Source organism: Candidatus Bathyarchaeia archaeon (assembly GCA_035935655.1).
Taxonomy (GTDB): domain Archaea; phylum Thermoproteota; class Bathyarchaeia; order 40CM-2-53-6; family 40CM-2-53-6; genus 40CM-2-53-6.
The window spans coordinates 243,977-257,914 of the sequence record DASYWW010000037.1; the positions used below are offsets into that span (position 1 = coordinate 243,977).

Annotated in this window: 6 protein-coding genes; all 6 read right to left on the minus strand. The window is 53.2% G+C overall.

The annotated features are described in order from the left end of the window. Positions 1–119: 119 nt before the first annotated feature. Positions 120–1,544 (minus strand): ABC transporter permease, encoded by a 1,425-nt coding sequence (locus VGS11_06590; protein HEV2119752.1) that lies wholly within the window; start codon positions 1,542–1,544, stop codon positions 120–122. Further along, positions 1,541–2,575 (minus strand): ABC transporter permease, encoded by a 1,035-nt coding sequence (locus VGS11_06595; protein HEV2119753.1) that lies wholly within the window; start codon positions 2,573–2,575, stop codon positions 1,541–1,543. The genes VGS11_06590 and VGS11_06595 overlap by 4 nt, the downstream gene beginning before the upstream one ends. A 278-nt stretch (positions 2,576–2,853) precedes the next feature. Continuing rightward, positions 2,854–6,345 (minus strand): ABC transporter substrate-binding protein, encoded by a 3,492-nt coding sequence (locus VGS11_06600; GenBank protein HEV2119754.1) that lies wholly within the window; start codon positions 6,343–6,345, stop codon positions 2,854–2,856. Positions 6,346–6,452: 107 nt separating this feature from the next. Beyond that, complete coding sequence (locus tag VGS11_06605; GenBank protein ID HEV2119755.1) at positions 6,453–7,697, minus strand: PKD domain-containing protein; 1,245 nt, start codon at positions 7,695–7,697, stop codon at positions 6,453–6,455. 358 nt (positions 7,698–8,055) lie between these two features. Then, positions 8,056–10,164, minus strand: a complete 2,109-nt coding sequence (locus tag VGS11_06610) for a PKD domain-containing protein (protein ID HEV2119756.1) — start codon at positions 10,162–10,164, stop codon at positions 8,056–8,058. 170 nt (positions 10,165–10,334) lie between these two features. Continuing rightward, positions 10,335–13,793, minus strand: coding sequence for an ABC transporter substrate-binding protein (locus VGS11_06615; protein ID HEV2119757.1), 3,459 nt, complete (start codon positions 13,791–13,793; stop codon positions 10,335–10,337). Positions 13,794–13,938 lie beyond the last annotated feature (145 nt).

A 13,938-nucleotide genomic window follows, 5' to 3' on the forward strand; every position in this document is an offset into this window, starting at 1 on the left:
TGGTGATCGCTCTAGGTCCGGTCCTCGCAAAACAATCTCAAGGGCGAAGATAAGGCTTGGGGATAGTTGACGGCTTGAAGATTGATACGACCCTACGGCTGCTGCTAGGTGTATCCCGACTAGCGACGTCGTCTCAGCCTCGGGTTGAAAATCGCATCGAACCCAAATCCGAGGAGAATGAATGACAGAGACAACACAGCGATTCCCAGCCCTGGTGGAATGATCCACCACCACGGGAGCGAAACACCGCCTCTTGCTTCCGCAAGCATTCTACCCCAGGTCGTTTCGGTTAGGCTTCCAAGTCCGAGAAAGCTAAGGGCTGCCTCCCCGACGATCGCAGACGGAACAGATAACGCGAGGTTGACATAGGTTAGCGAGACAATGTTGGTGAAGATGTGCCGGATTACTATGTATCCCGTCCCCGCTCCCGAGGCTTTGGCAGCCTCGATGAATGGTCTTTCTCGCAGACTCAGGACTTGAGAGCGGACGAGCCTAGCGAACCCCATCCAGCCGAGAAAACCGAGGACAAAAATGATGTTGGTAAGACTTTGTCCGAGCACGGCGACCAGGACGATTAGCAACGGGAGTGATGGAATTACAAGCATCATATCGGTGAACCGCATCAAAACCTCGTCAACTAGTTTTCCCAGGTATCCGGCCATGAGACCCACCAGCAGTCCTAGCCCAATGCCAATGACGGTGGCCGTAAGGCCTACGATGAGCGAGAGTCGGGCGCCGTAGACAAATTGCGTGAAAACATCATAGCCGGAATCATCCGTGCCCATCCAGCCAAAAGTGTTGCCGAACACAGCCAACTGGAATTCCTTTACTGAAACGTCTGCATGAAAGTTGCCGTTTGGTAAGGTTAGCTCCAGAACGTATCGATAGGTTCCTGGAACGTTGAAGATAACTTCCGCCGCATTTAAGCTCGTCCCACCGAGACGCAGCGTCTGGGCGACGTTATTCGCATCTAGAGAGCCGACAGGGGAGTAGGTCTGCGCATTGGTTAAGGTCTGTGTCCAGAAGGTGAAGTTCTCCTCGGTTGGCATCCGGTACAACTTTGTCACATAGTCAGTAGCGTTGAACGGACTGGAACGGTCTTTCACGATGACGATTGAGTTTCCAAGGAAATCTTTGGACTCTCCCTGATATGGGTAGTTGAGCGTCTTTACCAGTTGGATTTTTCCCCCTAACGTAGAGTTGACGGCGAAGTCGAGAGAATTCGACGTTTGACTATTTTTCGTCAACGTGATTCCGGATCCCACTGTGTTGTAGGTCAACTGCGAGAACTGGGTATTCTGACTATATCCTCCTGCACCGGTGTAGAACGTTATCCAGCTTGGAGGGTCAAGAGAAGCGGAGACTACCTCCTGCTTCGGATGATAAGGCGTTAACAGCGGTGCTGCTACGGCGAGAACAAGGAAAAACAGCAATAGGACAAGCCCGGCGGCAGCCATCCTGGTAGAGAGAAGAGATTGGAAGAATTTCTTGAGTCGAATAATGCGATATGGTACTCTTGACGCCGTCGACAAGACGTGGCTCACTCGTATTTTATCCGCGGGTCTATGATTCCGTAGACAATATCAGATATCAGATTCGCCCCGATGACGCACAGGGCGATGATGTAGAACATTGCCTGCATGACCGGAAAGTCTTTGTTGTTGATCGCGTTGAAAATCCAGAGACCGAGACCATCCCAGAAGAAGACTGTCTCTGTAATAATGGCTCCCCCGAGCAAACCTCCAAAGCTAAGAGCTGCATTGGTAACGATTGGCAGGGACGCGTTCTTTAGCGCATGCTTGAACAGCACCCCCCAATTCGAAACACCCTTCGCTTTTGCCGTAACAATGTAGTCTTCGCCAAGCGATTCCATCATCGTTGCCCTCGTTATCAGCAAATGCCCCCCATAGAAGAAGAGGGTAAGGACGGCTGCGGGCAGGAACAGATACTGAGTCCTGACAACTATCTGTGTAAGAAGCGGTGGCGGGTTGAGTATCCACTGCGGGGTTGCGGGCGTCACTCCTCCTGGGGGGAACCATCCCAAGGTCTGGGCGAAAATGAGTATGGCCAGAAGACCCATCCAGAACGTGGGAAGAGAATACGTGATAAGCGATATGATTACTGAACCATTGTCAAACAGAGACCCTCTTCTTGACGCGGATAGGACGCCGAGAAAGACTCCGATCAGGATTGAAAATGTAGTAGACACACCTAGCAGGATCAGCGTATTGTATAGTCTCCCTTCGTGAATCATCTCATCAAGAATAGGTTTGCCCGAAGAATAGGAATTTCCAAAGTCGAAGGTTACCATGCTCTTGAAATACGCTAGAAATCGCTCGAGAAACGTCGTGCTGATGCACTCCCCAGCAGGGGTGAATCCTTTGCAGATACCATATGCTATCTGAAGGTGGTGGATAACCCGAGTGTCGTGCACCTTCGGATTCTGGGTCAAGTTCGCAATGGCCGCCTGAGTCCCGGGCAAAAGCTCGAATATCGTGAAGTTCAAGACTATTACAAACAGCACGAGGATGACCGTGTTTATTCCTCGTTTAAGCAGGTATCCACGAAGACCCATTTTTCAGACCGACGAGAGATACCACCCCTGTCATATGTAATTTAGCCTTATCGGTAGCTGGTTCCGAACGTTTGTTTCAAAAGCAAGATTGGATGTTAATTGGGAAGGGAGCATCTGTGAATCGGGCCTTTCGGACCGGTGCACGCGCCCGAACCACCAATGTCGCGAAACGCCTGGGATTTTGAATATCTCCCCGTGACAGCCTCAGACCGCATCCAAGGCTACCGCAGGTATTTGAGAAAAATAAGAAGGGGAGTTTGACTTGATACGATGTTCTGTTATGCTGTTACGTAGAATTGTCCGATCTGGACAGGTCCGGTGCCAGTGTTGTCGAAGATCCTGATCACGTAGTGAGTTCCGTGTACGAGAGCTGGACTCCAACTGTTCGTTACTGTTCCTCCGGACACTGTAACGGTGCCCGATTGGGCGGTTCCCAGTGTTCCGTCGGCGTTGAGGACGCTGGCAGAGTCGGTTATTGTGTGGCCGGCTGGTAGGCTTGCTGCGCCTGAAGCGTTGCAGTTCACGAGCACGAGCTGAGTTGCAGCGGTGTTAGTATTCTGGTAGTAGAGACAGACGCCGCTACCGGGGAGCTGCATGTTGTACGGGTCGATTTGTGGGTCGACATTGAAGAGTCCCGGGCTAGTGCCTGTACCTCCGAACGGAGCAGTGTTACCAGTGTCGAACAAAACGGCAAGCGCTGATGCAACACAGACGTCAACAACGGTAGCTGTTGGGGTGCACGCGTATTGCGGGTGGGCCCAGTAGCTGTTGGCCTTGTCGAAGAAGAAGGCCATGTTGCTTCCGTCCAAGATGTTCACTTGACCGTCTTTGTTGTGGTCACCCCAGCTTGCCTTTTGTAGAGCGTGACCTTGGTCACCTCTAATGCCCCGCATATAGTTCGGGTAGGCAGTCAAGAGCACCCTGCTGTCAGTTGACATTGATGTTCCACCGATCACCGCGCCTGTGGAGCTCTGGATGCATGAACCTCCGGGCTTTCCGGAGGCTTGGAAGGTGCTTGGGCTGACGTTGGGGCAGACGTAAGGACCGCTACCAGTGAAGATTCCCTGGACGCTACCGTCAGCGAACGTTGTTCCGCAGCCTGCGACCGCTCCTGCAGTTCCTACGCAGGTCACCGGGTCGAAGCCTGGGTCAGCGCATGCTGATGATGGTCCGTTGGCAATCACGTTCACTGGGCCGGCTGGTGTGGACAAGCTGGATACGCTTCCGCATATCGAGCCGCCCGGTCCCTGGTACAAGTGCTGTGGAACGATAGGTACTCCACCGATGTTGATCTCATAGAAAGCGCTGTTCGACTCCAACTTCACCTGGACCGTCTTAGCGTCCAAAGCGACAGCATTGGTAACGAAAGCAACGCTTGAGAAGCCGTTAGCGGAGGGATCGTCCCGTTGAGTCAGGATGCTATAGACAACGTCCTGAGCTGTGACTGGCGTATTGTCGTGGAAGAAGAGGTCGTTACGAAGGTGCCATGTCTGGGTCGTAATACCCTTAACACAGCTTGGGGCAACAACACTCGGTCCAGCAATACAGCCAAGCTCATTGGGGTTGAATGTCTCAGAGTGGCTTGTAGTCATCCAGTCGATCACCTGTTGGTTAGCACCGCCGGTAGTCGGGTTCACGGCAACCATCGAATCGAAGACTTGGCCAATGATCTCAAAGTCCCAGACAGTCGTCGCCTGATAGACGTTGATCGTGTCCGGATCTTGCGAGAAGCCTCGTCGGATCAGGTTCGGGTTACCGCCACCTGGCGCGAAAACACCGCTCGCCGGAGTGTAGCCTGGAAGCTGGCGCATGTTCATCAGCGACCAGAACCCTGTCTGAGAACCGTGACCCTTCTGGATCACGAGACTCGAGCTCAGGCCTGCGCCGCTGCCTTGCCAGTTCCAACCATTCAGTTCAGCGAACTGTTGAAGGTGAGAGTATTGTGGGTTGCCGATGGGGACGTTGAACGCTCGCAGTGCCGCATCTTGGAAGATTGCAGCTGCGCCGCTCAAAGTTGGTGTCGAGATGGCCTGGAATTCTCCCGCACTGGTGATAGCGTCGAACGCGGGGTCGCAGTGGAAGTCATAGTTGGATGGGAACAGGTTGAACGCTGCACCGCAGTCAAAGGAAGCGAATTGGCTGTGGTAGTTGCTGAACAGAAAGTCCGGTGTGGATCCTAGCGAGAATCCGCCCGTGTAAATGTTCCACCTGTCAGCGAGACCAGTGCCACCGTCACCGAAAACGATCGGGACAGCGACCCTGATGGTGTTGTACGCGGCTGTTGGTTGTAACGCAGCTCCTGTTGTATAGTAGAGGACCGTGGCAGTTCCGGTGGAGGTCTGGGTGCATGGTGCCGGGCAGCTGCCGGAGTCGTTTGGTGTTCCAAAGAACATGTTGATACTGTCAGCGACGATCTGCCCGAAGTGAGCCCTAGGCCGGTCAGTTCGAAGCAGGGCCAAGAAGTGTGCTCCCGCAGGAGCGGTGAAGTGAGTATACGAGGTTGCGTTCGGCGCGGTTGTTCCCATAGAGTTTACGGCTAGTTCAGCACAGCTGTTCACTGCCGTTCCCGCAGGAGCGGTGGTCGCACCGGACAAGGTGAAGCCCGGAACCTTCGAAAGGTATTGGCAGGCTGCATCAATATCGGCCGGGCTAGCATAGCCTGATACTACACTGCCTCGCGCGGTTCGTCCGGGTACACCCCACCATACAGAGCCGGCACCGGTGTTCGCGTCAACGAGGTGATGCGCTGAGATTGGAGCGCACGCCTTGATTACAGCGTCCAATGTGAGATCGGTGCATTCAGTACTGAGCACAGCTGCGGGGAATGGGGCACCCGGCGGCGGGCTAGCCACACAGGGCGAACCCTGAATGAGGTGGGCAGGGGCAAGGAATGTGTCTAGGCACCTGGCTAGTCCGTGGAGATCGGCGTCGTTCGCGACAAATTCTGGCTTGTCAACCAAGTGAGCAATTGCTTTCATGATGTTCGGCATAGCTGCAGTGGGTGTTAGAGTGCTCGGACTGTTCCAGACAACGTTCCATGTAGCCGTGAGGGCTCCACCTAGCGTACCAGAGCCTGCAGGGATAGCTACGGTGCAGCCTGCTGCGACTCCGCAGCCGAGGTGGGGTGCACTCGTAGAGTTACCTGTGACCATCGATCCTGTGATCAGGTAGGTGCCCGCTAGGATGCACGGGAACACGTATGTTCCAGTGGGGGTTTGACCACCCTGATCATTGGTTGGCAAGGACGCAGGAGTTCCTGAAGGCTGGTTGGCTATGGTAACTGTATTCAGCGAGTCCTTGAACGCGCCGCCTGCCTCAACGTTGACAACATTGAGGGTTAGCTGTCCATTCCCGTTTGCACAAGCAGCTGTCGTTCCAGGAGTTCCAGGGACGACAGAGCCGGTGAGCGAGGGTCGTGCGGTCTGCATGGCCGTTCCTAGGAATGGGGCGTGGTTGTTGACGTCAAGCTGGAATATGCCGAATTCAGGATCCTGAGCACTGCACCATACATCTGCGTTATTACAGAGGGTACCGAGGTCAGGGAACTGAATGGGCCAGTCGCTTACGTCAATCTGACCGCTCTTGAACGCACCGAACATGGTGGCGAAGTCCGAATAGTCGTGAATAACCAGATTGGGCGTAGCAGGTCCGAAAGGTGACCAAGAGGTCGTTTGTGTAGAGGTGATTGCGTGTACTTGGACATGTATTGGCATTGACATGAGAAATGCGATAGTAAGCATTGCAACTAGTATTGGTGTATTTTTTAGCAATATTCTTCGAAGGGGGTATCGGGCAATTTGCCCTTTTAAGATTATCCTCTAAAAGGGTGGCTCGGGATACCCCTGGGTGGACGGAGGAATCTAGCCAGCCATTTGACTCATCGAGAACGTTTTCCTTTCCTCGGTCTCATGTCGTCCTCGATCTCCGCTAACTTTAGCCTTCTGCGTCGAGCGAGGAAACCGCCGACTGAGACCAAGGCCACAATGCCAGCGCCTCCTGATAGCAGGTAGAGAAAGGGCGCATTGGAAGGCCATGCCACTACGAAAAGCGTGCGCCCAACCTCGTCTGAGGTGTCGTTGGCGAATGGAATATGAACGGTCGCTACAACCGTATAGGTGTTGGGCTTGAGCTTAGTGGTGTTGAGCATGTAGCTGTAAGTTACTGTGCCTGAAGCGGCAAGCCCTCGGCCAGTTTCGTTATGGATGAACGTGGTCGGAGGGCCGTAGGAGACGGAGAGATTGTAGTTTTCGGGGAAAGTTCCTTGATTCTTGAGGATCACTCTGACGGTCACCTGCTGACCTGGAGTTATGCTAGCAGGTGTTGCCGTAACAGCGAATACCGCAACATCGTGTTTCGGTGGCCGAACTATTTCTATTCTCTTGACAGACATGCCCTGGAAACCATTGTCTATGTCAACAACCGTCAGGCGAACAGTGAAGTTTCCGAGATATCTGGTGTCACCAGGACTAACGTATGGGTGGCTAGTCATCGGGACCGTGTTGTTTTCTGAACCTCCGTCGCCGAAGTCCCAGACGTACCGTAGGATACCGGATAGAGGGTGGTCAGGATCAAAACTTGCTGTAGCATCGAAAGTTACAGCACGGCCCTGCTCGGCCGGTTGGGGAAACGTAGTAAACTTGGCAATAGGCCCAAGCTGGCCAGTCCCGGCAACATTCGTAAAGTAGCCGTCAGAAGTATCGACTCCAATATAGTAGGTGTAACCTGCAGCGTTGGTAGTGGCCAAATCTGTGTAAACCGGTTTCTTTCCTCTCGCATCTTGGGCAAAACTCGACGGAAACATTCCAGCGGCTAGTGTCAATGGACTGACCCCTGTTCCTGTAATGTTAAAGACGACATTTGCAAGGACACCGTTGCCTCCGGGGAATATTCCGGCGTCGCCAAGACCAATCACTGCCTCATAAATGACCCCTCGATTGCTGACATCGTTTTTGAAAGCATCAGCATGGTTTCCAAATACTGTTTGGGTGCCCGTCGAGCCAGTGACATCGACACTGAGCGCGTTGAGGTAGTGGGGGTCATAATACAAAGCGAACTCAAACGCGTTAAACGATGGAGTGTTCGTTACGTTGATCTGAATAGTAAACTGATTCTTTGGAGTCAATGTCAGGCCTGACGCAGCACAGAAAGGACTAGTATTGGTCACATTAGAAGAACTGCAATCATTGCTCCAGACACCTACGAAAGGTTGGGGCGCACCATGCACGGGAACTGGTGTGATTGGACTTGCGTTGAGCGTGGCAGATATAGCAAAGACCAGCAACAAGATCGAAGTTGCTACGCGTCGGTTCAGCTGAACGACCTCTGAAAACAAGAGGCGGCTAAAAGCAGCTTAAAAGTTTATGGAAGCGCCCTGCGAGATTTTTGAAGACATCTTCCAAGAAAAAACACCTACTGATTTTTGAGGGTATGAATTCTTGCGCGTGGTTCTGCTATGGCGGAACGCTGTAGTCGAAATCGTGCTAGAGAGGTGAAGGTATGCCCCTTCTTCTCCGTCTGAGAAGCAGGACCAGCGCGGCAAGTACCGCTACTCCGCCGACTCCAGCACCGACGTAGACCAATGGGAAGGCTTGAGGAGTACCTGGTCCAGTCGGCGCTGTTACGGTTACGGCATGAGTAACGACTGAGCTTCCTCCATAGGAGTCGGTGATCGTCAGGTTCACGTTGTAGGTTCCCGCATTGGAATAGGTATGAGTCACCGATACGCCCGTACCGCTCGTTCCGTCGCCGAAGGCCCAAGAATATGTGAACGTGGAGCTTCCACCGGAAGCGGTGGCGGTGAAAGTGACAGTCTGTCCAGACTGGACCGTCGTGGGGCTAGTACCAAAGTCGGCTGTAATCGGGGCATCAACAGCCATTATTGTGTAACCATTCTCCTGAATCCTGGATTTTGACAATACTGTGGTCCTTGTCTCCTGAGCTCGCACAAGTACACTGAATCTTGCGCTGGTAAGGTAAATGTGTGAAACTGATGCGGATGAGCCAGATGAGATAATTTGGCTGCTCCCGTCGCCGAAGAAGAAGACGTATCGGAAACTTGTTGAGCGCAACACGGCCGGATAATTGCTATTGTAGGCTACAGTCGCGGTTAATTGAACTGCATGATTAACGAAGGCAACAGTTGTGTTTGAGGTTATTCCGAGTGAGTATACCATCGGGGTTCCTGTGACATTTACTAGAAAAGTCGTGGAGGCAGTGAAAGGCCCGTTAACCCAGGATGGGGCGCTGTCCGTGACAGTAAGGGTCGAATTGTATAACCCTGCATAATTGTATGAGACGAGCGCTGTCTTGTTCTGCGCAGTAGTACCGAGTGGAATTACTAGGTTTGATTTGGAACAGACGGATACATCATTGGAGCTTTGGGCTGGACAGAGTCCATAGCTTCCCGAGTAGGAAGATGTTCCGCCAAGCCAGCTGCCGCCAACATCTCCCGCGACACCCACAGCCAACGTGTGGAGATTATTCTTTGCAACAAGTGGAAGGATACGGGTAGCAGAAACGGAAACAGTGGCACTGGCATTTGTGACTGTAAGAGTGACCCTGTTGACGAGGGGAGGAGGCGCGGTAATAGTAACGAGGCTGCCAGTCCTGTCTATCTTTGGAGTGTATGTGGATGAATCGACACTGCTAAAGTCCCAGTGATAAGTAAGAGCTCCTCTACAGTAAGAACATGAGGCTGTAGCCGTGAAAGTCAAAGGACTACCGGGAACTTCTGGGTTTGGCGAGTACGACCAGGACGCGTTAAACCAAGAGGTCGATGGAGCGAGCGGTTGAGAGTCTAAAAGATTGAAAATGTCTTGAGTGCTGAACGACCCGTCTACAGTGTAGTGAGGATCTGGACTGGTAACTGCGCCAACGGCTAGCGTTACGATGTTTGTTCCGAAGTGGATGGCGGTGTAACCCGCGCCCACCACGTCGAACCTTAGCCTGAAGAAGGTGACGCTGTTAACGTTCCCGGTATCTCCGTTGGGACCGATATGGAGACCGAGAACCACTTGAGCAAGACGGATTACTCCGTTGACGCGATCAGCACTCGATGCCAGCTGGAGAGTGCAACTCGGATTCGAGATCGGACAACCAACGTTCCCACCGAACGTTAGTCCTGTCTGGTCGAAGGCGACAAAGTCTAGAATGTGAGGGTCGTAGTTGACGGTGATGTCGAACCCATTGATTGTCGTGTTCATGTTGGTGAATATTACATCGGCGATGAAACCTCCGCCGATTTGCGGGCTTAGGGTTTCAGGGCTATCAGACGTGAGAGGGTCGAGGGTTGCGGCAGGGTCGCCGTCAACGTCTCCAGCCCACTGGCACCCAGAGTCGATTACTCCATCTGAGTTTTTGGTGGTAATTGGCGTCGGAAAGGGATTGGGAGAATCTGCAGATGAGCCTAGCGCACAATCGATACCCAGATTATTGGCGGGACCGAGGGCTGCGGAAACAGTATGGATCAGGGGAAGGGATCCTCCCAACAGGTGGTTGAGTGGACCTCCCGCAACAAGTCCGGCCACTAGGATCAAGAGGAGGACAATCGCGGTTCTTGAACGGGTCTCGTTTCCGGTAGAATGAACCATTCATCTTGCACTTTGATAATGTTATGATCGAATTCTTGTGTCCGGTACTTATTCCTTGGGATAGCTACAAAAGCATAGTGGCGACCCTTGCCATAGAAACATACCTGGTTGAGTAATTTTTGGGATATGAAAGTGGTCGCGAAGTGGCTATGGTTCGCACGCGATCCGGATTACGAGGTGGCATAGAACCGGCCAATTTGGACGCCATTATCGTAGAAGATGATTTCGTACTGTGAACCGCTGGTGAGACTGGGGCTCCATGTTGACACCCCGCTTCCACCTGCTCCGACCACAACTGTTCCAGCGACTGGAGTCCCTAATATCCCGGATGAAGCGACGGGAAATGCTTTCGAAGTGATCGTGTGACCAGCCGGAAGCGCAACTCCCCCTGAATTACCACAGGTTAACACCTCGAACAGAGTCTGAACCGTGGTCGTTTTCTGATAATAGAGACATGTGGCGGTCCCTGACAGTTGCAAAGAGTAGGGGTCTATCTGCGGGTCAAGGACGCTGAGCTGTGTGGACGGATTGACGTTTGCGCCTCCGAATGGAGCCGTCAAACCCTGATCAAAGTAAACGGAAAGTGCTGACATGACGCAAATGTCAACAATGGTAGCCGTTGGGCTGCACGCGTATTCCGGGTGGGCCCAGTAGCTATTGGCCTTGTCGAAGAAGAAAGCAGCGTTGCTCGCGTCTAAAATGTTGACAACGCCGTCGTCGTTGACGTCCGCCCAGCTTTGCTTCTGCAGGCTGTTTGCTTGCCCGCCCCGGACTCCTCGCATGTAGTTGAAGTTGGCCTGGAGCAGAACTCTGCTGTCAACCGTGAATTGGCCTCCGCCAATTATGGTGCCAGCGCCGCTCTGGGCGCATGAACCGCCAGCCTTTCCGAAAGCTAGCTTGCCGCTGTCAACATTGTTGCAGACGTAAGGACCACTACCAGTGAATATGCCCTGAATGCTACCATCAGCGAATGTCGTGCCGCAGGCGGCAACGGCTCCGAACGAGCCAGTGCATGTTAAGGGATCAAATGATGGATCAGCACATGACGAGGCAGGACCGTTGGTTACTGCACTCACAACTCCTCCTGGAGTTGATACTGGAGAGATTCTTCCGCAAACGGATCCCCAAAGATGCTGAGGAATAATGGGTATGCTTCCGATGTTAATTTCGTAGTAGGGACTGTTGGACTGTAGTTTGACTTGAACTGTCTTCGCGTCAAGGGCGATCGCGTTGGTCACGAATGCCGCGCTACTGAACGCGTTCGCGGAAGGATCGTCCCTCGTGGTTAGGATCGAGTAGACAACGTCCCCGGCCGTTACTGGTGTGTTGTCTTGGAAGAAGATGTCATCACGCAAATGCCAAGTCTGGGTGACGATTCCCTTGGCACACATCGGAGTCGATACACTGGGCGGAGGAATACAGCCCAGCTCGTTTGAGTTGAAGCTTGCAGAGTGGCTTGTAGTCATCCAGTCGACGACCTGTTGGTTCGCACCGCCCGTTTCCGGATTGACCTGCAACATCGTGTCGAAGACTTGGCCAATGATCTCGAAGTCCCAGACGGTCAGAGCTTGATACGGATTCAGCGTGTCAGGGTCTTGTGAGAAACCGCGGCGTATCAGGTTCGGATTACCTCCACCCGGGGCGTATACTGAGCTTGTCGGAGTATAGCCTGGAACCTGGCGTGCGTTCAGCAACGACCAGAAACCAGTCTGAGTGCCATGACCCTTCTGGACGACGAGACTGGAGCCGAGTCCGTTGCCTGTCTGCTGCCAGTTCCAGCCGTTCAACGCAGCGAACTGTTGGATGCGACTGTACATCGCGATGCCGATTGGGAGATTGTAGGCTCTCAGTGCTGCGTCCTGGAAGATCGCGCCGGCAGATGTAAGCGTCGGGCTTGAAATCGCTTGGAATTCTCCGGCATTGGTCATCGCGTCAAATCCAGGGTCGCAGTGGAAGACGTAGTTTGCTGGAAAGTTGTTGAATGAGCCACCGCAATCGTTTGATCCGAACTCGCTATGGTAGTTTGAAAAGAGAAAATCGGGTGTTGAGCCCAGAGAGAAGCCGCCCGTATACAGATTCCAGCCATCAGCCTTGCCTGCTCCACCATCTCCGAAAACAACACTGACAGCCGCTCCGATCGAGCTGTATGCGGCTGTTGGCTGCAATGCGGACCCTTGGTTGAAGTAGAGTACTGTCGCAGTGCCGGTAGAGGTCTGAGTGCATGTTGCTGGGCAAGTGCCTGAATCGTTCGGTGTTCCAAAGAGCATGTTGATGCTGTCAGCAATTATCTGGCCAAAATGGGCTCTCGGCGGGTCAGTTCGAAGCAATACGACGAAATGGGTCCCGGGTGGGGCGGTAAAGTGGGGGTATGATGTCGGTTGAGTTGTCCCAACAGATGCCTGACCGAGGGCAGCACAAGTGTTGGTTGTCCCACCTGATAATGGGAAGCCTGCTGCTACGAGGTATTGGCACGCCGCGTCAATATCGGCGGGACCGGAATATCCCGCTGCGACGCCTCCTATCGCGCTCCGCCCAGGTACGCCCCACCATATCGATCCGCTACCGGTGTTGTCATCGACCAGATTGTACGCCGAGATTGGATTGCACGCGGTGATTACCGCGTCCAAAGCAAGACTGTTGCACTCTTTCGTAAGCACCGAGGCCGGAAACGGCGAGCCGGGTTGGCCAGCTGATGGGGCAACGCAAGGCGAACCCTGTATGAGATGTGCGGGAGCCAGAAATGTGTCGTCGCATGTTGCTCCTCCGTTGAGAATAGAATCATGCTGGACGAACTCTGGCTTGTCAACTAGATGAGCAATAGCTTTCATGACATTCGGAAACAGCGCAGATGGCGTTAGAGTGCTAGGACTGTTCCAGACAACGTTCCATGTTGCAGAAACTGTTCCTCCTTGGGTGCCGCTGCCGGCGGGAACCACTATCGTGCAGCCAGCCGCCGCGCCACAACCAAGATGTGTCCCACTTGTGGCATTACCGGTAATCATTGTTCCCGAGATCTGGTAGACACCTGCTAGAATGCATTGGAACTTGTATGAGCCAGTCGGGGTTGACCCGCCTAGATCGTTTGTGGAGGTGCTGGGGGTGCCACTCGGCTGGTTGCTGATTGTGATAGAGTTCAGTGAGTCCTTGAATGTCTGGGTGTTGTTCTCGATGTTGACAACGCTCAGGGTGAGCTGTCCGTTTCCGTTCGAACAAGCGCTCGAAGTTCCCGAGAGAACGCTTGTCACGGAACCGGTGAGTGCCGGCCTTGCCGTCTGCAAGGCTTTTCCTAGGAACGGGGCGTGGTTGTTGATGTCTAGCTGGAATATGCCGAATTCAGGGTCTTGAGCGCTACACCATATGTCTGCATTATTGCAGAACTTTGAAAGATCTGGAGCCTGAATAGGCCAGTCGGTGATATCAATCAGGCCATTGTTGAAAGCGCTAAACATCGTGGTGAAGTCAGAATAATCATGTATGATGAGGTTCGGTGTTGATGGTCCGAATGGAGACCAGGAGGTTTTCTGCGTTGGGTTTTGGGTTACCCCATGAACTTGAACGTAAGTCGGCATCGACATTAGAAATGCGAGTGTAAGTAGACCTACGAGAGTAGCGGACGCTTGTCTACTCAATAATCAGTACCGATACGGTTTGGATGCCTGGCCGAATTTATCACTATCGGAATACTCCTGCCTCGCGGGAGTGTTGGAGACATCTACGGCAAGCGTCAGATTCCCGCGGCAAGAACCCCCGTTCAGGGCGGTTGGGAAATCAGCT